Source organism: Paraburkholderia sp. FW306-2-2C-D06C (genome assembly GCF_058781505.1).
The window spans coordinates 106658-126109 of record NZ_JBYSWU010000017.1 but is presented as its reverse complement, the minus strand read 5'-3'; the positions used below and the strand labels follow the sequence as shown (position 1 = coordinate 126109).

Here is a 19452-nt window from a genome sequence, read left to right as displayed (position 1 = left end):
GTAGTGGGAGGTAGTTATCGCAATAGCAGTGAGACCGCTTCTCGACCCGGGGCCATCGCATTCGAGAACGACCGTTGTCGGAGACATGACTGGCGCTTCACGACCCACTCCGGCCAGTCAATCCTCTCCGGAGCAGCCGTTCAAAGTTTGACATGAGTCGCTTGCGCGGCTTGTCCGCGACTCGCCGCTCGATGAAGAAGAAAACGGATTGCCGTACGTTGGACCGGCGAGCGGCGTGGTATTGCTCGTTCCCGGAGAGCGCTGCCGGGTTCAAGACAAGCCATCAGCAGCCCGTTACGAGATCGCCGAATTCCCAATCCGCTCTGTGGGATCTTCCTGATCAACGTACAAAGGCCGGTCTGGACGAACCTGGCAAGAAGTGTGCGTGAGGAGCAGCCGGTGAGGCCGGTTACATACGTCCCAATCCGCCCGCTGAACTCACGCGCTGCCAGTCGCAAGGCGAAGTTACTTCAGGTGAATGAGGACTGATCCCTCCGATACTTCCGGCGCGGCCGCGCCCGTGTTTCCGGCGTTTTTCGCGATCCAGTCCTTCGCCTTTTGCACGCTTTCATCGATGCCGGCCTTGTCCTGGCAAACAGTCACCGAGAATCCGCCATCGCCGCTGCGTGCGAGGGTGTAGCCGACAAAGCCTTTGACCGAACGCAGCAGTTCTTCGACGTCAGCCGTGCGCTTCTCCAACAGATCGAACAACTCCTTTGCACCCTTTCCGGAATATCTCCTTATAACAGTTTGCATGATTGGATCCTCCTGTTTGATGGATCAGCGGGACGAGCGTGCCGCACGAACCATATGTGCAGCGTGTAACTGCTCTTTCCGACAGCGTGTAGTGCGTGCAACTAATTGAGAAGGCCGCCCACCTAATATCCGCGACCCTTACGAAGTGTAGTAACTGTGCCGTCGTAGTAAACCTGGGAAGCGATGCAAAATCCTGGTGCCTTCAGCCAACGTCCGCAAATGGCCGACGTCTGCCCGATGCGGTCGGCCATAGTCGACCGATTTTGTTTGAAAAACTCTCCGAGAATCTACGGGCCTGTCACGGCGAAATGTCGCTGCTGTATGGGCGCGTAATGATCTCGAGATTGTGGCCGCTCGGGTCCTGGAAGTAGACGCCTCGGCCGCCGTCGCTCATATTGATTTCGCCCGGCCGGCGATGAACGGGATCGGCCCAGTACGGCAACCCGCGACGCTGGATGCGGCCCAGAATTTCGTCGAATGCCGGTTCGCCCACTAGAAACGCGAAGTGCTGCGACTCAACCTCACGACCGGCCCCGTAAAAGTCGAGCGTGACGTCGTTACCGAGTCGCACTGCAAGGAACGAGCCGAACGGAGTCGCGTCGGGAAGGCCGAAGATCTCCGTGAAGAATTTCGCCGCGGCGTCCCGGTCGCGCGAGTGCACGATGGTGTGATTCAGCATGATGCTCATGTCCGCGATCCTCCTTGCGCCGGCTATCCGGCGGGACAGGATCAGCATTGCACGTTTCGACTTCGAGCACCAGCCAACGAACTACGCGGCTCCGATCGGCTTCAGCATGTTGCTTTGCGGGAAACGTGAGCCGGCACGGAAACGCCAACGCAAATCGCGTCACGCCTTCGCTGCTGTTTGCGCGCCAGGTTTCGCCGTGCAGCGACACGATGCTGCGAACGATCGATAATCACGCGACGGTTTCAACGCGAAGGACAGCCTGTCAGATCACACGCGCAACGATTCGGTCGATAATGAAGTTCCGTAGCGATCGTCAAGGCCGCCACAGGTATGAAGGAATCGCCCTATCCCGGCCGTTACTGGCACTTTCTGAACGACGGACGCATCGAGTGCGACCTGTGTCCGCGCAACTGCCGCCTGCACGCCGGACAGCGCGGCGCCTGCTTCGTGCGCCAGCGCGTCGATGACCGCATGATTCTGACCGCTTATGGCCGCTCATCGGGATTCTGCGTCGATCCGATCGAAAAGAAGCCGCTGAACCATTTCTATCCCGGCACCAGTGTGCTGTCTTTCGGTACCGCCGGCTGCAATCTGGCCTGCAAGTTCTGCCAGAACTGGGACATCAGCAAGTCGCGCGAGATGGATACGCTTGCCGATTCGGCGGCCCCGGCGGCGATTGCCGAGGCAGCCGAGGCATATGGCTGCAAAAGCGTCGCCTTCACCTATAACGACCCGGTGATCTTCGCGGAGTACGCGATGGATGTGGCCAACGCCTGCCACGCACGCGGCATCATGGCTGTAGCGGTGACCGCCGGCTACATGGGGGAAGAGGCGCGGCGCGACTTCTACGCCACCATGGACGCGGCCAATGTCGACCTGAAGGCGTTCACCGATGATTTTTATTTCAGGGTCACGGGCGCGCGCCTCGAGCCGGTTTTGGACACCCTTCGATATCTGAGGCACGAAACCGGCGTCTGGCTGGAAATCACCACGCTGCTCATTCCCGGCAAGAACGACAGCGACGCGGAAATCCGCGCCGAGGCGCAGTGGCTTGTGAAGGAACTGGGTGACGACGTGCCGCTGCACTTCACGGCATTTCATCCCGACTACAGGATGACCGATGTCCCGCCCACACCGCCCGCCACGCTCACCCGTGCGCGCACGATCGCGCTCGCGGAGGGCTTGCGATACGTCTACACGGGCAACGTGCACGACGTCGACGGCGGCACCACCTTCTGCCCCGCATGCGGCGCCGCGCTCATCGTACGCGACTGGTATCGCATCGACGACTATCGGCTCACGACCGAGGGCCATTGTCCCTCGTGCGGCACGCTAGTGGCCGGCAGGTTTGCGCGGTTCGATCGCCCCTTCGGTCCGCGGCGAATCCCCATCCGCATCGACATGTAGCGCGCGCGGTGCCATCCAGATCGCGTTCGACAGAGGAGTGAAACGCATGCTGACACTGGACGTCTCCGACTTGCCCGCAGGATTGGAGCGTCACGTAAGAGTTCTGGCCGGCGAAATCGGCGAACGCAATGTGTTCCGGCCTGGTGCGCTCCACGCGGCAGCCGACTATATCGAACGGCAATGGACTGCGTATGGCTGCACAGCGACGCGTCAGGAATATAGGGTACGCGGTGTCCCCTGCGCGAATATCCAAGTCGAGACCGCGGGCAGCGTTCAGCCTGACGAACTGATCGTGCTGGGCGCGCACTACGACACCGTTCGGCACAGCCCCGGAGCTGACGATAACGCCAGCGGTATCGCGGCGCTGCTCGAGATCGCCAGGATGCTCCGGACACTCTCGCCTCCGTATACCGTGCGCTGCGTCGCGTTTGTGAACGAAGAGGCGCCGTTTTTCTTCCGCGGCGACATGGGCAGCCTCAGATACGCGCGCGCCGCGCGGCTGCGTGGGGATCGCATTCGCCTGATGCTTTCGCTCGAAATGCTTGGCTACTACCGGGACGAGCCTGGCACTCAAAGGTATCCGCCTCTGCTGCGTTACTTCTATCCAGCCCAGGGCAACTTTATCGGCTTTGTGTCGAATCTACGCTCGGCGCGTCAGCTGCGATGGCTTGTCGACGCATTCGAAGCCTCGTCCAGTTTTCCGCTTGAAGCAGCGTCACTGCCGTGGTGGGTGCCGGGCGTCGCATTGAGCGACCACTCGTCTTTCTGGCGCCAGGGTTACCCCGCCGTGATGGTGACGGACACTGCTTACCTGCGCAATCCGCACTACCACACCGCGCAGGATGTCCCGACGACGCTTGATTTTCGTCGCCTGAGCGAAGTGACGCTCGGATTGGCCGCGAGCGTCGTGTCGCTGTCGCCTTGGTAGCAAGCAGCCACGAAATATGCGGCGGCGCGTAGAGCGCAGGCGCGTACGACGCACGCCAGCAGCTCGCAGTGCCGCGATGTCGGGAAGTCCGTCGACCGCCATAAGCAGATCCGCCGTCTCGCTTTCGGCAGCATGGATTACCAGACCGAACTCCAGTTGCCGCCGGAAGAAATGGTGGGCTCGATCTATCCAAGCTCAAGAATGGTCATCGCTTCCCGTGCCGCCGGTCTGTCCGCCCCTATCTCGGGTGCGACTGAAAACATCGCCGACATGGAGGTATTCGAACGCTCAACGCGCTTCGAGCGAAATCTCGGGTTCCTTGGAAAGCTATGTGTGCATCCCACACAGCTCGCCGCAGCTCGTAGGATTTTTGCTCCTTCGGCGGCTGAAATCGAGTGGGCCAAACAAGTAATCGAAGCAACGCGCGATTCACATGCGGTCATGATGGACGGACGCATGATCGATAGGCCCGTCATCGACCGAGCAAAAATAATCTTGAGTCGCGCCGGCGTGACGCCGCGCTGAGCCACTTGATTACTCCCCTTGTCGGACAGCTTCGTGCTCCAGACGCCCAGTCGAGGAAACTTCGCTTCCACCCAATGGGGTCACTGATCGGCCTATGTTGGGACGTTGCGTAAGTAGCGCAGGGCTCGTCTTCTCTTTCACAACGTTGACAGTGTTCGTCGACGTGCACATACAAGCTCGTCGTCGTTTGCGACGCATGACCGAGTTCGACCCGAAGCGGACCGACATTAACGCCGAAAGCGGACATTGGAGTTAGCTTTCCGCGACTTGCTTGCCCTCGATATTCGGCCACACCAACACCTCAAATTGATCAGGCGGAACGGGCTCGGAATACAAAAAACCCTGGGCAAAATCACAACCCACGGCGATGAGAAAATCACGTTGCTCTGTCGTCTCCACCCCCTCGGCAATGACTTTTAATCCCAGTTTGTGAGCTAGCATGACCATTGCCTCGCAAAGCGACTGATTGCCGCCGTCAAAGCCGAGGTTTTGTACGAATGAACGGTCAATCTTGAGGTAATCGATGTCAAAGCGCTTGAGATAGGCCAGGGACGAGTAACCAGTCCCGAAGTCGTCGATCGAGATCCGAATCCCCGCATCACGGAAGGTCAGCAGTTTTTCGTTCAATTCGGCGTCCAGTAACAGCCCCTCGGTTATTTCAACCGCAATACTCTGCCCGGGCATCCCTTCCCGAATGAGATATTCGGACCATTGAATACAAACGAGGCTGTCTTGACGAATCTGCACCGGTGACATGTTGACGCTGATCTGGAAAGACGGATGGAATCGGCTGCGCCATTGCCGTGCCTGATGAACGGCCTGCTTGAACACCCAATCGCCGATGGGAACGATTAGCCCCGTGTCTTCGGCCAATGGAATGAAATTCAGCGGGCTGATCGTGCCGCGTTCGGGGTGCAGCCAGCGGATCAGTGCCTCGGCTTTGTAAATTTCCCTAGTCGCCAGGTCAACGATGGGCTGGTAATAAACCTGGAACTGTTCGCCATGCAGGGCGGCACGTAGATCGCTCGTGAGACGCAGGCGCGTTTCTGCGGCCACTTGCAAGTCGGGCGTGAAGTAGCTGAAACGGTTACGCCCAGCGTTTTTGGCCGCATACATGGCCTGGTCAGCATTCTTGAAAAGGACATCAAGTTCGCTGGCGTCGTCGGGGTAAAGTGTGACGCCGACGCTGGCAGAAATGAAAACCTCATCGGAGCCGAGTTTGAAGGGTTCGGCCAGCTTGTTGATGATAGTCTTTGCGATCCGTTCAATGCTTTCGGTGTCATTCAGGTTGGGCAGAATGACGGTGAACTCGTCACCACCAAGTCGAGCGACAGTGTCCGATTCGCGCACGCACGACGTGATGCGCCTGGCGGCCTCGATCAGCAGGATGTCCCCTGTGTCGTGTCCCAAGGAGTCGTTGACCTCTTTAAAGCGATCCAGGTCGATCAGCATCAAAGCCATATGCTGCCCGGAGCGATGCGATATTCTGGCTTCATGCTCGAGACGGTCTTGAAACATCTGGCGATTCGGAAGATGGGTCAGCGCATCGAAATTGGCTTGTTTCCAGATTGTCGCCTCAAATGCTATCCGGTCCGACAAATCACGACCGACAGCCAGCACCGAGTTCACCTTGCCCGACCGGTCAATCTCTGGAGTCAGGCGGATATGGGTGCACTGTTCCTGACCATCCTTACTGACCCATCTCAGCTCAAATTGCGCACTTTTCCCGCTTGAAATGGTTTCGCTTATCTTCTTCTCGTAGATCAGCGCATTAGGGCCGCCGGGGATCTCCGAGGGCCGCTTGCCGAGCGATACGCCGAGGCTGCACTCCGCCAAGGCACAGAAAGCGGGATTGGCGTAAATGCGGCGGAGGTCTTGGTCGTAGCGGGTAATCGTGTCCGGCGAGTTCTCAATCAACGTTCGCGACTCCTGCTCCCTGGTGACGAGTTCCGCCGTTCGCTCGATGACGGTCTGCTCAAGGGAGGCGTTGACCTCGTTGATCTTCTGGATCTTCTGCTTGATCGCCGCACTCATTCTTTCAAAACGCTGCGCCAGTCTGCCTAGTTCATCCTTACCGCCAGCATCAGTGCGCGCTTCCGCAAGCGCCTCCGTCTCGGCTCCCGCATCGTTGCCTGTATCGTGCATCTTTCGCACCAGTTCTTTAAGCGGTGCCGAAATGCTGTGGGAAATGAAGTAGGCCAGGAAGATCGAAAGCAGGAATCCCGAGATACCAACCAGTACGATCTGGTTGCGCACGGACTGTGCCTCTGCCGTCAACTTCTTTTCCGGGATTGTGCTGACCACAAACCATGTCGTGCCAGGAATTCTTGTGTACGCGGCAAGGTAGCGCCTCCCGCGCTTGCCCTCGAAGTCGACGAAACCACTCGGCTCGCCGCGTGGCTCGTTGTTCGCGATTTTTTTTATCGGGCCAGGTTCGGCCGTCCCATCGGTGTCCGTGGGTGTGCCGTCGGCACGGACAATCAGCTTGTTGTTGCTGGAATCGAGAACGTAGATTTCCGTTCCGGTCCCCAAGGCGACGTCATTAAAAATCGTCGAGAAATGTTCGGGGCGAATAACCAGAACCAGATTGCCGATCTGGTGATTGTTGCTTTTGCCGATGATGGCACGCACCATCCCGATGTTTTGTTGTCCAACGCCGTTGTCGTAACTGCCCCAGTAAGGGCGGCCATTCCGATCGGGAGCCTGCTTGACCAGGCGCATCACACCCCGAGTCAGTTGCGCGAACGCCTGGGTGTCCATGATTCGGTTGTTGCTGTCCAGCAGATATTTCTGGTTGATGAAATCAACCGATCCGTAGTGCTCCAGGAGCAGCCGGGTCATATCCTGGCGCGCCTCGCTCTGCTCCTTTGCACTGCCGTTTGCAACCCTTGTAAGCGCGCCTTGAACTCGATCAGAGAGCACAACGAGGCTGCTTTCCGTCTCGACCTGTTCCATCCGCAACAAGATGTTTTTGGATACCTGCTTGACTACCTCTTTCGAGAATATCTCCGCGTTCTCCTTGATCGCTGCGGTCGACTCTACATACGATATATAACCCGAAATAAGTATCGGTATCAGCGAAAGCAGTATGAACGCGGTGATCAGCCGGTAACGAATTTCGACACGGCGCAGTAGATCCAGCGAGAAGTACGCGAAAGCGCTTCGCAGCGAACCGATGATTGAGCTCATTTGTATTGCATCTTTGCTTCATTCTTGACAGACTCGTCCAGGAGTTTTGCTGCCTGTCTGGGCGTGATCTTCTTGAACAGCACATCCTGCATCAATTGATGCAGCCGCTCGATCGAGTTGGAGGGTAGAACTGAATAGTACGGGCTGGCGGTCAGCGGATAGCGACTGACCATGTTAGTGTAGTTGACAATCTTCTGATCGCTCACGATCATTCCCGGGACTTGCTTGAACGGGGGGATGTTCTGGCGTTTTCTTTGGAGAATGGAGAACCCCTTCCCGGCGATGAATTCGAGGAAACGCATCGCTGCGGCCTTGTTGGGAGTCTCACACACCGCAAACCCAGTTTCGCTGCCGATCACAGGCACCACCCGCTTGTCAGGCGCGTTCCAGGGCGGAATAAACACGCCAACCTCGAAGGGGTTGCCGCGCAGCATAAGGCCGGCCGCCCAACTGCCGTGAAAAGCCATCGCAACTTTGCCTTCCTTGAACAACCGTATGCCTTCATCGTAATCCGTCGCCATGAATGCCTCTTGTACGTAACCACGTTCTGCCATCAGCAGAATCCTGGCAAAAATATCGGCTACCTCAGGCGTGTTCAAATCCAGCGTGCCATCACCGATTTTTCTCTTCCAAGCCGGCTCGCGTGCCACCACATTGTTGGCGAAACCGGAAGCGAAGGGACCGTTGCCGAGCATGTTCGGGAAGCCACCGTTCCACATAATGGGTGTAAATCCCGCACGTTTGAGCTGCTCGCAAACCATCAGGAACTCGTGAAAATTGGTCGGCAGTTCCTTGATCCCTGCCTTCGCGAACCTGTCCTGGTTGTAATAGATCAGCGTCGTAGCCACTCCACCGGATACTCCAAAACTCCTGGATTGGCGACTGGTCCAGTCCCTCTTGAGAGGGTCGAGCATGTTCTTCCATGCTGATGTCTTGCTAACGTCGGCCAGAATGCCTTGATCGGCCAATTCAGCCGCATACGCATTCGGGTTGACACTCACCAAATCCGGTAAGTTGCCAGAGGCGATCCGGGGCTTGATATTTTCTTCGACCGAATTGCCAATCATGAACTGCACATTCACGCGTATGTCTGGATTGAGCTTGCTGAATTCAGCAGCAATCTGGAACATCTCTTCCGGCCAGTCTGGAGCCCATATCAACGCAGTAATGGTGGTCCCGGTCGGCACGGGTGTGCTCGAAGAAGCGTGGTCTTGCTGTTGACAACCGCACAAGGACAAAAGAATGAGACTGACCAGACCAGCTAGCAGGGAGGCAAACTCAATTCGTCGCACTTGAGGTTCACTTTTCGGTTTCGGGATGGATCGGCCAAGCCTCAGAAGGCATTTTTGACGCACCAGGAAGCGAACCGTTGGAACTAGCATCGCGGGAGAGCCGATGGCATAAGCATGGTGGCGTCGCTGTCACGGTAAATTGCAACGGAGTCCAGGATGCCGCTGCCCCCAGCGTGAACCGGCTTACCGTCGCCACTACTGCTATCGGCAGACGCCCCGAACAGACAATGGCCGACACCTGCTGGCCGGCTGCCGCGCAGGGCTCCCTCGCAGCCTTCTTTAGCCCCGACATCATCAACCGGGAGCGAAATTGTGTCGTCCAATACGTCGACTCGATCGGTCTGAACCTCGAGTACGGACAACCAGGCGCCGCAGTATCTCTGCCGGCAAGTCAGGTAAACTAACGACACAACACGGGATTGATCTCGACGGACAATCGCCACCGGTTCCACGCGTTGCCGTGTTGGGCCGGCAACGGAAATCGCGTCGTCGCCGGTCAGCCAGAGAACACTGGCATCGGCCAAAAGCCTGGCGCTGTCGCGACCGACAGGTCTCGCATGCGGAAACATAGCGTCCGACAGCTGCGCGGCCGTCGTTACTAGGCCCTTCGCGCTGCCCTTCGAAATCGTGTCATCGACGAACCCAACGCTATCGGCAACTGATTCTTTACAAAACAGGGCCTGCATATACAACGTAAATACGCAGCCAATCCACATCGGGAAGCGCTTACGACGGCTGGGACGCGTATGTTTGGCCATGGCGGCGGATGAGGCAAATTAAACGGGGCGGTGCCTACACTGCATATCGACAACAGACGCAAATACTTTAGCTAGGGCAAACCTGAATTTCCCCGCCCTGACGAGTAGTTGCCGGCGCAGATACGCGTCCGCGAGTCCGTTGTAATTTCCATGCGGCGGCCATGCACTTGATGGCAACGCGCCGACGACACGTGGCGGCGGGTCGCGGTTTATACGTCAGATCGTCGATCGACGCGCTTTCTTCTCGCATCTCAGGCGCACAGCCGGGCGAAAATTGTCAACGATTCAAGACGCCCGGTCGAATGTCTGCTCTTGGCCGGTTTGCGACGATCGCGACCAGCCGGGTTCAACACCAGGCGCTTATTCGACGGTTTGCGAAAGCCGAAGGCACGGTCGCGTCTCGGGACATCCCTTGCTCTGAAAACGATACGACCGGGTTTCGGGCACCCAGGACGTGGGGCACCGCTATAATCAAAGAGCACGGGGGCGCTAGCCCTTGATGGGAGGCTATTTTCCTTCGTGTGCCTGCCGTGCCCTGTTGCGGGTCAATTATTTGTACGGAGGTATTCCATGGCCACGTACGTCATCCTTAGCCGTCTGTCGCCTGACGCGTTCAAGGATCCCAAAGACCTGAAACAACTCGCCGCCACAGTCGCCGGGAAAATCAAGGCCGAATGCCCTGCGGTCACCTGGAAAGACAGCTATCTGACACTCGGGCGCTTCGATGTGGTGGACATCGTCGAGTCTGACGATCTGAAACAGCTCGAAAGAGCAGCGTTGATCATCCGCGCCTGTGGACACGCCACCACCGAGACCCTGCAAGGGACCGCGTGGAACGAGTTCATCGCGACCCTATAGCGCGCCGACCGAAAGCCGGCGGAACTTCCTCCCGGTGCGCCCCCATGCCGCAAGCCACGCCCGACAGCAGTCTCCGGGCGGGTACGGCTGCCGTGCCGCGATTGGCCTGCGCGATGTGGCTCGGCAGGCAATCCCCCGATAGCACGAAACGGACGGCGATCGAGGCCGGAGGGCGTGCGCCCAGGTTCCGTGCGCGCAGGGAAAACCGTCGGCCAGCAACCCGCCAGCCGCACACTTGCACAGCGCAGGGCTCTGCGCGACATTTGTCATGATGACCGGCGCGTAAGCCCGGCTGGAGACCGCCATGACTAACCGGCTCGCCACTGAAACCTCCCCTTACCTGCGGCAACACGCAAAGAACCCGGTGGACTGGTATCCGTGGAGCGAAGAGGCGTTTCGCCGCGCCCGCGAGGAAGACAAGCCGATCCTGCTCTCCGTGGGCTACGCCGCATGCCACTGGTGCCACGTCATGGCACACGAATCCTTCGAGAATCCGCGTATCGCAAGCCTGATGAACGAGCGCTACATCAGCATCAAAGTCGATCGGCAGGAGCGTCCCGATATCGATAACATCTACCAACAAGTCAGCCAGTTGACGGGACGAGGAGGCGGCTGGCCGCTGACCGTGTTCCTTACGCCACAGGGAGAGCCGTTTTTCGGCGGCACCTACTTCCCGCCGGACGACCGCTATGGCCGCCCCGGGTTCGTGCGCGTGCTGATGATTCTGAGCGAAGCCTGGCGGCATCGGCGAGCGGAGCTGCGCGACACTATTGCGCAGTTTCGGGAGGGGTTCCGACAGCTCGATCAAGCGAATCTGGGCGGCGAAGCCGCCGGCGTCGGGGATCTGCCGGCAGAGGCAGCCTGCGCCCTGGCACGGAACACTGACCCGGTCCATGGCGGGCTTGGGGGCGCCCCCAAGTTTCCCAACCCGAGCTGCTATGACCTCATGCTGCGCGTCTATCATCGAAGTGGCGAGCCCGCGCTGCTTGACGCGGTGGAACGCACGCTCGACCACATGGCGGCCGGCGGCATCTACGACCAGCTCGGCGGTGGATTTGCCCGCTACAGTGTCGACGCGCGTTGGGCCGTGCCGCACTTCGAGAAAATGCTCTATGACAACGGCCAGCTCGTGAAGCTGTACGCGGACGCCTACCGGCTGACCGGCAAGCAGGCCTGGCTTCGCGTGGTGGAGGAAACCATCGCCTACGTCCTGCGCGACATGACGCACCCCGGTGGCGGCTTTTATGCCGGCGAAGATGCCGACAGCGAAGGACAGGAAGGCAAATTCTATGTCTGGACAGCAGCCGCGATCGAGGCAGTCCTTGGCGATACCGACGGTGCAATGGCGTGCCAGGTCTACGGTGTGACAGAACACGGCAACTTCGAACACGGTGCTACAGTGCTCCACCGTGCGGTCGAGCTCGATGCGCTGCAAGCGGCGCTTCTGGCGGGCTGGCGCGAGCGGTTGCTGGCGGCGCGCGGCCGACGCGTGCGCCCGGCCCGGGACGACAACATTCTCACCGGCTGGAACGGCCTGATGATCGAAGGGTTCTGTGCCGCTTTCCAGGCGACGGGCTGCCTCGAGTATCTCAGCGCAGCACAGCGTGCCGCCCATTTCATCCAGAGCGAGCTGACCCTGCCCGACGGCGGCGTGTACCGTGCCTGGAACGACGGGAGAGCCAAGGTACCAGGGTTTCTCGAGGACTACGCCTTCCTGTCCAATGCGCTGCTCGACCTGTACGAGTCATGCTTCGATAAGCGCTACCTCGAGCGTGCCATCGAACTCGCGGCACTCATCCTCGACAAGTTCTGGGAGGACGGGCTGTATTTCACACCGTGTGACGGCGAGCCATTGGTGCACAGGCCGCGCGCACCGTACGACAATGCGTGGCCGTCGGGCATCTCAACGAGCGTGTTTGCGTTCTTGCGCCTGTATGAGCTCACCGGCCACGATCTCTACCGTGACCGCGCCGAGCACGAATTCCGGAGATACGAGCTCGCAGCCGCCAAGGCGCCAGCCGGCTTCACGCACCTCCTTGCCGCTTGGGACTTCGCGCAACGCAGCCCGCTCGAGATCATCTTTGCGGGCGACAAATCGGACGCCGCCGCGCTGGTAACAAGTGTTCACCGCGCATACCTCCCCGCGCGCGTGCTGGCCTTTGCCGAAGATGTGCCGATTGGCCGGGGGCGCCACCCGGTCAAGGGCCGCCCTACGGCCTACGTGTGCCGAAGCCGCACGTGCGCCGCACCGGTGACCGACGGCAAGGCGCTCCTTGAGCTTTGTACATCCTGATGGCGGGCCAGCGCTATCACCACCCTGTCGCCGTTGACGAATTGCCGGTAGTTCAAACCAACATCGCGGGCCGGGTCACGTGCCGCCGCCGCGGGACTGTGCCGCGCTTACGCCACGGTCGCGCCGCTGTTGCGTTCGGCCCGGACCTGCTCATGCGACTCGACGATTGCAATGCGGGCACGAAGCGGCGCACATTTGAGATATGAATCGCTGCCGGAGTTACGCTCGCCGGTAGCCGTCCCCTGCTTCAATGGCGGGATTCGTTCGTGAACGGATGGAGAGAATCGCATGGTGACTGCGCACGTCCCTGACCTGGCTGCGGCGTTGGAGCGCCACGTGAAGGTTCTCGCCGAAGACATCGGCGAGCGCAACGTGTTCCGGCCGGACGCGCTGCACGCGGCAGCCGACTATATCGTGCAGCAGTGGACGAGGCGTGGCTGTGCAGTGACGCGTCAGGACTATCAGGTGCTAGGGGTCCCCTGTGCCAATCTCGAAGTTGCGCTCACAGGCTGCGTTCAGTCTGACGAAATCATTGTGCTTGGCGCGTATTACGACACCGTGCGAAACAGCCCCGGTGCCGACGACAACGCCAGCGGCGTCGCCGCGCTCCTCGAGATCACGGGGATGCTTCAGGCCCTCTCGCCTCGGTACACTGTGCGCTGCGTTGCGTTCGCGAACGAGGAAGCGCCGTTTTTCTTCCGCGGCGACATGGGCAGTCTGAGGTACGCGAGAGCCGCGCGGCAGCGCGGGGATCACATACGCCTGATGCTTTCGCTCGAGATGCTCGGTTACTACCGGGACGAGCCGGGCACGCAAAGGTATCCGCCTTTGCTACGTTACTTCTATCCAGCGTGTGGCAACTTTATCGGTTTCGTTTCCAATCTTCGCTCGGCGCGCCGATTGCGATGGTTCGTCAACGCGTTTCAGGCGTCGTCCAATTTTCCGCTCGAAGCAGCGGCGCTGCCGTGGTGGGTGCCAGGGGTTGCGTTGAGCGATCATTCTTCCTTCTGGTGCCACGGCTATCCGGCCGCCATGGTGACGGACACCGCCTACCTGCGCAACCCGCACTACCATACTGCTCACGATGTCCCTGCGACGCTCGACTATGGGCGCATGGCCGCCGTGACGCGCGGGTTGGCTGCGAGCGTGGCGTCGCTGGGGCCGGGTGGCGCAAATCCCGACAAGATCCAGGCCCTGGTCGACACGAGGCCTCTGTCAGCTACCGACCCTGAACAGACCTTCAGATTTAACCAAAGCGATCGTTCGACGCTAGAGGTACAAGTCTGACCAGATTATTTTCTACCGGCTTCTTCAGTTTTCATCGAACATTCGTTTTCATCCTGTTGCCCGCCTCGCCCCGACCGGAAAGCGATCCCTCCGGAGTTGGCTGGACCGGGCGTGGAGTCCTCGATGACTTGAGACGGCGCCACATTGCCCCTTGCTCCCGGCGCGAACGCGAGAATGCGAAGGTTCGGCTCGGCAACGAAGAGCCGTCCATCCGGCGAGACGGCGATCCTGTTACCCGGCGGCGGCAAGCGTTGGCCGATGATTCCCGTGGCTGGACCGCTGATTGTCCGTATCGGTCGCACGTTGCCATTCGCCTTGGCGGCGAAAATGCTCACCTGGGTCTGGCTCGCATCCGCAGTCGTGTTGTAGACGAATAATTCGTCCGTACGAGGATCGACAGCGATCGACGTGGCGATCTGTGAGAAAAAAACATCGCGGCCCGGAAACAGGTCGGTTTTAGGACCCGTGAGGCTGCGCAGAAGCGGTGGCGCGGTCACGCTTCGGCTCGTGCCGAACGTGTCAATGATCGCCGTTCCCTGTATGTCATAACCCGCGATCAGCAGATTGTCGTCGCCGTCGATCGCGATGCTCTGGTATTGGGTGATATTCGGATCGGTAATGCGGACCGGATTGGGTATCGGCCCGGAGCTATTGGCGGGAACGACCATCACGCCCGCAGTCGAGAGACGAACGCTCAGGGCGAAGTCGTTGAGGCGAGAGTCCACCGCGATGCCGGGCAGGTCATTTGTCATCCCCGGCATGAACGAGCGACCAGGCGCCTGATTGCCCTCCGCTTTCCGCGGAAAGATGTCGACGGTGTCATTGCCAAACTGCGCAACGTGAAAGGCGTCCTTCCTGTCGATCACCGTCGCCCCGGCCGTCATCAGGGTAGTGAGCGGCCCTTGCAGTACCTGGCAGGGTTCGGTCGCTCCGTTGGCGCGCGCGGAGTAACCGCGAATCTGATCACCGAGCGTGAGAAAGATGGCGTCGTGCGAGCAGGCGGCGTGCGCCAGCTGGACTCCGAAAAGCATGCTGACGACGGCGACACATAGCGCGGATTTCATGACACGCCTCCTGGATCATAGTGTGCGAATGCGCCGATCAAGCATAGACGCCGGCCGGAGGCCGAACAAACTTCCGCCAGTTGGGACCTGTGTTTTGGCGGGCGATGTGAAGCAACACCCATCGATATCGAACGGTAGTCCAGCGTGCTAACGTGTTATGCCCATATGTCGCACACGGATGGCCGGCTTTTTAACGCGTGATTAGCTCGTTCCTAGCCCAGCAACGAACGGTCGGAATGCCTGTGTGAGCGGCTCAACTTGGCAGAACGCAGCCGAGTCGCGAGCAGCTCAGTTCGACCCGTAAGCGTCACTCAATTTCCTCAAAAGCTGCCATCACATACGCTCTAACCAGAAGTGACGAAGACCGAGCGGCTGCTTTGCCGTCACCAGGGCCCGTCGAGATGTCCCGAAAGGAAAAGGGCCAACTAACAGCAGAGATTTCTGCCGAGATACGCAGCGACCGCCCCTGTCAGCGCGATGCCGGGCAATTCCCCCGGCGATGCCAGATGCGCGGCGATAATCTCACGATTATCAAGCCGCAGCTCGGGTATGCAATCGAGGTGCAGCTCAAAGAAATGCACCCGGTCTCTTCGTCCGTCCCAAACGCCGCAGACACTGCCCGCGGGGAGTAATGGGTACGACGAGAGACCAATCTCCTCCTCCATTTCGCGCTGCGCCGCTGCATCAGGCGTCTCACCGGGCCGGATACTACCGCCGGGAAAACTCCACTCGGTCCGGTACGATGACTTCACCAGCAACAGCGCCTGCCCGACGTAGATTGCTACTAGCGCGCCCTCATGGCGAGGCCGTCGAAGGTGCCACCAGGCGCGAGCGAGCGGAAATCCGAGGCGAAGCACCATGCGCCAGACAGAGTCGATAAGCATAGTCGATCGCGCTCGCTCAAGGCTCGGCATGAGGTCTCTCCTTTCCTTTCATGGTCAGAGGATCTTCCGGTTCACCGCGTTCGTGCGGCTTAGATCATTCAACGTCTGTCACACCGCTGCCTGTGAACCGTAGTTTAGCCGGAGGCTGCTCCCGCTCGGGATAGCGATTGCCAACAATTCAAGGGCGTATGTGTGGAACGACCGTTCATGGCCGACCTCTGCCCGGACGCGGCCGACTCGGTTCGATCCTGAGCGGCCATTTATAGTGGTCGGCGCGGGGTCAATCCTGTTGCGTGGAGAGATCATGCGAGGTTTGGCGACCGCTGCCAGCCTCTGGTCGGTCGCAGGAATCGGTCTGGCGGTCGGTGGTGGGATGTACACCGCCGCCCTCGGCGTGACGATCATTTTCCTGATCATCCTTGCAGGCGTGAAACTGCTCGAACGTCGCTTCATTTCGGTCAAACAACAGCGCAACATAACCCTGTTGGTCGAACGCTGCAGCGTATCGCTCGACAGTGGGCACAACGCCCTGGGTACGGGAAGTGTCCGGGTCAAGCAGCTCATGGTCCAGCAATCGGAAGACAACCCTGAACTCGACGACGTGCAGATCGGGCTGTCGCGCGCGACGGCCAATTCGAGATGATCCGCACACGGCTGGCAGCGATGCCGGGCGTCCGTGAGTGCCGGATGGCAGATGAAAGCGGAGTAGGCCATGACGCGTACGTATGAATATCACGGGTACACCCTTGTGGTGGGTGTCGAATCTGACTTTAGCTGGCGGCCGAATGCCGGGGCTGCTGCGCGCGCGGGCTACGTGGCGATAGTCAGAATTCTTCAGGCAGGCAATGCGGTCGCGGTATTTTCGCCGCTGCGCTTCGGTGAGGTCGGCGGTCGCCCGTTTGCGACGGAGGCAGATGCCTTGATGGGCGGTTACAGCGCTGCACGGCGAATTGTCGATGATCTTTTTAGTCACGAAAGCCAATAACGTTCGGCCGCTAACCGGCAAGCGATCTTGAACGTGGCAGATCGAACAACAGATGGGTCCTCTACCTGATGTGCGTCTGGCTCTGACTGATCTGGATGCCCGTCCGACTACCTGTCGGGTGCCGCGTCGGCCCGTGCCCGGAATCGCCTGCCTGGGTGTCTTCTACCTTGCACCAGGATATTGCGGTGGACCATATCGAGAACTCTAGCAGAGGCTCTATGGCATTTACCTGAAGGTTAGTTAGGTTCCTTCGCGATTAGGAAATTACTTGGTCAATTATCGGTAAATTCTGATGAAAAAATAATCCGGTCGCAAACCTTTTCGTGCCGCTCCGTCTCTTAAGTCCGCGTTGAATCAGGCCGTAATACATGATGCATGGCACGCTGCCGGAATCTGCCTGAGCCCGATCGGTTCGATGAGACCAGCAGCGATGCATCTGAAGGGGTTCTCGATTCTCACGACCAGGATAAGGACAAACAATGACAGGTACTTTCCTTCGTTTCAGAAATCTCCGTATCGGGGTGCGTCTCGCAATCGCATTCTCCCTTGCTGCGCTCCTCACAGTGGTACTCGGCGCGACGGCATTCATCAAGCTCACGCGAATCACAAATGAATGGACCGATTTTGAATCGGTCACTCTTGCCAAGCTAAAGGTTCTGCAGCACGCCAAAGGCACTTTCGGCGATGCCGTTCATAATTACAAGGACTATGTACTTCGTGGGGGCGCCTACAACGCGAAATTTCTGGCGAACCTGGACGACATCGATGCTGCTGTCAAGGCGCTGGAAACCGGTGGGCATCTCGGCCCGGACGAACAGACGGCAAGTGAGGCGCTTTTCGATGCAACGAGAGCGTATCGGGCGTCGATGGACCGACTGTCTCCGCTTGTGGAGTCAGGGGCGGCAATTGATGTTCGGGACAGGAGCGTCGCCGGCGCAGACAAGCCGATCGGAAAGGCGCTGGACGCAATGATCCAGATCGTCATGCAGCGCACGACAGAACAGGGCGCGACGATTACCGAGTTGGCGCATGTCGCAGAAGTCGCTGTCTTGGTGGTCACGATTGCCGCGCTGATTGCCGCGACGTTGCTCGCCGTCTTCATGACCCGAAGCATCACGCGCCCCATCGGGGCCGCTGTGACTGTCGCCAGGGCAGTCGCAAGCGGTGACCTCACTAGCGAAATCATCGTCGACAGAACTGACGAAACGGGGCAATTGCTGGACGCCATGCGCAGCATGAATGAGAGGGTCTCCGACGTCGTCCGTCACGTTCACCAGACCGCCGAGTCCGTCGCGACAGCATCAACACAGATCTCAGCCGGCAATGACGACCTGTCACGGCGCACGGAGCAACAGGCCGCGTCCCTGGAAGAAACGGCGGCAAGTATGGAGCAACTGACGGCCACCGTTAAACACACTGCCGAGAATGCCATGCAGGCGAGCACGTTGGCGAGCGCCGCGTCCGAAGCGACTGGCGGCAGTAGCGCGGAGGTGGGTCGTGTTGCCGGGATGATCAGTCAGCTGGCGACGGGCGCCCAGCAAATGAGCAGCATCATTGGTGTCATCGAGGGAATAGCGTTTCAGACCAACATACTGGCGCTAAACGCGGCTGTCGAGGCCGCCCGTGCGGGCGAGCAGGGGCGCGGCTTTGCAGTGGTGGCGTCAGAGGTCCGCATGCTGGCACAACGCAGCGCGGCCGCCGCGAAAGAAATCAGGGATCTGATCCTGACTTCGAATGAACGGGTGACAAGCGGCGCGTTGCTCGCCCAGGGAGCGGGCGATTCCATGCGTCAGGTAAGCACGGTCGTGGCGCAGGTTACGGCGCTTATGAGCGAAATATCGAGCGCATCTCGCGAGCAAAGCACTGGTATCGAACAGGTCAATCAGGCAGTCTCACTTATGGACGAGGCTACGCAGCAAAACGCAGCGCTCGTCGAGCAGGCGTCAGCTGCTGCAGCCTCACTGGTTCGGCAAACTGTCGAGTTGAAACAACGGATTTCCTTTTTCAGGGTGAGGCAGCTGGCAATACCACTGGGAGGTATTGGAGCAGATTTTCCGGGAACGGTCGTCCTCGTACGATATTGTCGAAGCTATCCGTAACGCGGTCGCGTTAATGCCATTTTACCGATCGCGTTCGAGGGGCTGTGCCTGAGGGCCGGACTCGGCTTGCCGAGTGGCGGGTTCAACCCGAAAAGCGGTCGTCCGAGCATCGGGGGCACAGTGCGTGACTGATTATCTGTGCCGCCTGATCTGTTCCTTGGCGAGCGTGAACGCTTCCTGTGAGTTCTCGCGCGACAGGGCGAGTACCCTGTCACGCACGGCGTCGTATTTGGGGTGCCGTCAAGATTCGGACGCCAACGTACGATAGCGGCGCTGCACAATTAATCAAATCAAGCACTTGCTGTGATGAGATTGTCCCCGGCTCAACCGCTCGAAGCACGGTTTGTGCCGATCCCTATGCAGTGGGACTTTCCAGATCGCAAGCGTACAAGCCAGCCCGAATCTTGACGGCACCCCAATAAGAACACCTGGAATCTGA

At 59.4% G+C, this 19452-nt stretch carries 15 protein-coding genes and 1 pseudogene; 9 read left to right on the top strand and 7 right to left on the bottom strand.

The window, feature by feature from the left end:
- Nucleotides 1-465 precede the first annotated feature (465 nt).
- Both AC3WLT_RS15580 and AC3WLT_RS15575 read right to left on the bottom strand, forming a co-directional pair.
- Complete coding sequence (locus AC3WLT_RS15580) at nt 466-756, bottom strand: hypothetical protein (protein WP_492592608.1); 291 nt, start codon at nt 754-756, stop codon at nt 466-468.
- A 298-nt stretch (nt 757-1054) separates the two neighbouring features.
- Nucleotides 1055-1444, bottom strand: a complete 390-nt coding sequence (locus tag AC3WLT_RS15575; protein ID WP_492592607.1) for a VOC family protein — start codon at nt 1442-1444, stop codon at nt 1055-1057.
- A 330-nt stretch (nt 1445-1774) separates the two neighbouring features.
- Between AC3WLT_RS15575 and amrS the strand changes: the two genes are divergently transcribed.
- The 3 genes from amrS (at nt 1775) to AC3WLT_RS15560 (ending at nt 4304) form a co-directional block, all read left to right on the top strand.
- A complete protein-coding gene (gene amrS, locus AC3WLT_RS15570) occupies nt 1775-2851 on the top strand; it encodes an AmmeMemoRadiSam system radical SAM enzyme (RefSeq protein ID WP_492592606.1) in 1077 nt (358 codons plus the stop codon).
- A 46-nt stretch (nt 2852-2897) separates the two neighbouring features.
- Nucleotides 2898-3779, top strand: a complete 882-nt coding sequence (locus tag AC3WLT_RS15565; RefSeq protein ID WP_492592605.1) for a M28 family peptidase — start codon at nt 2898-2900, stop codon at nt 3777-3779.
- A gap of 132 nt (nt 3780-3911) precedes the next feature.
- The gene (locus AC3WLT_RS15560) at nt 3912-4304 is read left to right on the top strand and encodes a hypothetical protein (protein WP_492592604.1); all 393 of its coding nucleotides are present in this window, start codon (nt 3912-3914) and stop codon (nt 4302-4304) included.
- Between the two features lie 252 nt (nt 4305-4556).
- Here AC3WLT_RS15560 and AC3WLT_RS15555 read toward each other — a convergent pair whose 3' ends face one another.
- The 3 genes from AC3WLT_RS15555 to AC3WLT_RS15545 all read right to left on the bottom strand — a co-directional run bounded on the left by AC3WLT_RS15555 (nt 4557) and on the right by AC3WLT_RS15545 (nt 9543).
- The gene (locus AC3WLT_RS15555) at nt 4557-7493 is read right to left on the bottom strand and encodes a bifunctional diguanylate cyclase/phosphodiesterase (RefSeq protein WP_492592603.1); all 2937 of its coding nucleotides are present in this window, start codon (nt 7491-7493) and stop codon (nt 4557-4559) included.
- Nucleotides 7490-8680 (bottom strand): ABC transporter substrate-binding protein, encoded by a 1191-nt coding sequence (locus AC3WLT_RS15550; RefSeq protein ID WP_492592602.1) that lies wholly within the window; start codon nt 8678-8680, stop codon nt 7490-7492. Before AC3WLT_RS15550 ends, AC3WLT_RS15555 begins: the two co-directional genes overlap by 4 nt.
- A 188-nt stretch (nt 8681-8868) precedes the next feature.
- Complete coding sequence (locus AC3WLT_RS15545; RefSeq protein ID WP_492592601.1) at nt 8869-9543, bottom strand: hypothetical protein; 675 nt, start codon at nt 9541-9543, stop codon at nt 8869-8871.
- A 570-nt stretch (nt 9544-10113) separates the two neighbouring features.
- Here AC3WLT_RS15545 and AC3WLT_RS15540 point away from each other — a divergent pair.
- The 3 genes from AC3WLT_RS15540 (at nt 10114) to AC3WLT_RS15530 (ending at nt 13981) form a co-directional block, all read left to right on the top strand.
- Complete coding sequence (locus tag AC3WLT_RS15540; protein ID WP_492592600.1) at nt 10114-10401, top strand: GYD domain-containing protein; 288 nt, start codon at nt 10114-10116, stop codon at nt 10399-10401.
- Nucleotides 10402-10705: 304 nt separating this feature from the next.
- Nucleotides 10706-12694 carry a thioredoxin domain-containing protein gene (locus AC3WLT_RS15535; protein WP_492592599.1) on the top strand — a complete coding sequence of 663 codons (1989 nt, stop codon included), beginning with the start codon at nt 10706-10708 and terminating at the stop codon, nt 12692-12694.
- Between the two features lie 336 nt (nt 12695-13030).
- Nucleotides 13031-13981 carry a M28 family peptidase gene (locus AC3WLT_RS15530; RefSeq protein WP_492592598.1) on the top strand — a complete coding sequence of 317 codons (951 nt, stop codon included), beginning with the start codon at nt 13031-13033 and terminating at the stop codon, nt 13979-13981.
- A 5-nt stretch (nt 13982-13986) separates the two neighbouring features.
- Here the strand turns inward: AC3WLT_RS15530 and AC3WLT_RS15525 are convergent, their stop codons facing one another.
- Together AC3WLT_RS15525 and AC3WLT_RS15520 are read right to left on the bottom strand one after the other, a co-directional pair.
- On the bottom strand, nt 13987-15045 hold the full coding sequence (locus tag AC3WLT_RS15525; protein WP_492592597.1) for an NHL repeat-containing protein: 1059 nt from the start codon (nt 15043-15045) through the stop codon (nt 13987-13989).
- Between the two features lie 425 nt (nt 15046-15470).
- Nucleotides 15471-15959 (bottom strand): NUDIX domain-containing protein, encoded by a 489-nt coding sequence (locus AC3WLT_RS15520; protein ID WP_492592596.1) that lies wholly within the window; start codon nt 15957-15959, stop codon nt 15471-15473.
- 238 nt (nt 15960-16197) lie between these two features.
- Here AC3WLT_RS15520 and AC3WLT_RS15515 point away from each other — a divergent pair.
- From AC3WLT_RS15515 to AC3WLT_RS15505, 3 genes and pseudogenes are all read left to right on the top strand, one after another.
- A pseudogene (locus AC3WLT_RS15515) lies at nt 16198-16658 on the top strand (MgtC/SapB family protein); the annotation flags it as partial.
- Nucleotides 16642-16914, top strand: a complete 273-nt coding sequence (locus AC3WLT_RS15510; RefSeq protein WP_492592595.1) for a hypothetical protein — start codon at nt 16642-16644, stop codon at nt 16912-16914. The pseudogene AC3WLT_RS15515 and the gene AC3WLT_RS15510, both read left to right, overlap by 17 nt.
- A 479-nt stretch (nt 16915-17393) precedes the next feature.
- On the top strand, nt 17394-19013 hold the full coding sequence (locus tag AC3WLT_RS15505; RefSeq protein ID WP_492592594.1) for a methyl-accepting chemotaxis protein: 1620 nt from the start codon (nt 17394-17396) through the stop codon (nt 19011-19013).
- Nucleotides 19014-19452: the final 439 nt, after the last annotated feature.

What these genes read in the sequence shown, in the direction of transcription:
- AC3WLT_RS15580 (WP_492592608.1), bottom strand. Translation starts at nt 756, where the DNA reads ATGCAAACTGTTATAAGGAGATATTCCGGAAAGGGTGCAAAGGAGTTG.
- AC3WLT_RS15575 (WP_492592607.1), bottom strand. Translation starts at nt 1,444, where the DNA reads ATGAGCATCATGCTGAATCACACCATCGTGCACTCGCGCGACCGGGAC.
- amrS (WP_492592606.1), top strand. Translation starts at nt 1,775, where the DNA reads ATGAAGGAATCGCCCTATCCCGGCCGTTACTGGCACTTTCTGAACGAC.
- AC3WLT_RS15565 (WP_492592605.1), top strand. Translation starts at nt 2,898, where the DNA reads ATGCTGACACTGGACGTCTCCGACTTGCCCGCAGGATTGGAGCGTCAC.
- AC3WLT_RS15560 (WP_492592604.1), top strand. Translation starts at nt 3,912, where the DNA reads ATGGATTACCAGACCGAACTCCAGTTGCCGCCGGAAGAAATGGTGGGC.
- AC3WLT_RS15555 (WP_492592603.1), bottom strand. Translation starts at nt 7,493, where the DNA reads ATGAGCTCAATCATCGGTTCGCTGCGAAGCGCTTTCGCGTACTTCTCG.
- AC3WLT_RS15545 (WP_492592601.1), bottom strand. Translation starts at nt 9,543, where the DNA reads ATGGCCAAACATACGCGTCCCAGCCGTCGTAAGCGCTTCCCGATGTGG.
- AC3WLT_RS15540 (WP_492592600.1), top strand. Translation starts at nt 10,114, where the DNA reads ATGGCCACGTACGTCATCCTTAGCCGTCTGTCGCCTGACGCGTTCAAG.
- AC3WLT_RS15535 (WP_492592599.1), top strand. Translation starts at nt 10,706, where the DNA reads ATGACTAACCGGCTCGCCACTGAAACCTCCCCTTACCTGCGGCAACAC.
- AC3WLT_RS15525 (WP_492592597.1), bottom strand. Translation starts at nt 15,045, where the DNA reads ATGAAATCCGCGCTATGTGTCGCCGTCGTCAGCATGCTTTTCGGAGTC.
- AC3WLT_RS15520 (WP_492592596.1), bottom strand. Translation starts at nt 15,959, where the DNA reads ATGCCGAGCCTTGAGCGAGCGCGATCGACTATGCTTATCGACTCTGTC.
- AC3WLT_RS15510 (WP_492592595.1), top strand. Translation starts at nt 16,642, where the DNA reads ATGACGCGTACGTATGAATATCACGGGTACACCCTTGTGGTGGGTGTC.
- AC3WLT_RS15505 (WP_492592594.1), top strand. Translation starts at nt 17,394, where the DNA reads ATGACAGGTACTTTCCTTCGTTTCAGAAATCTCCGTATCGGGGTGCGT.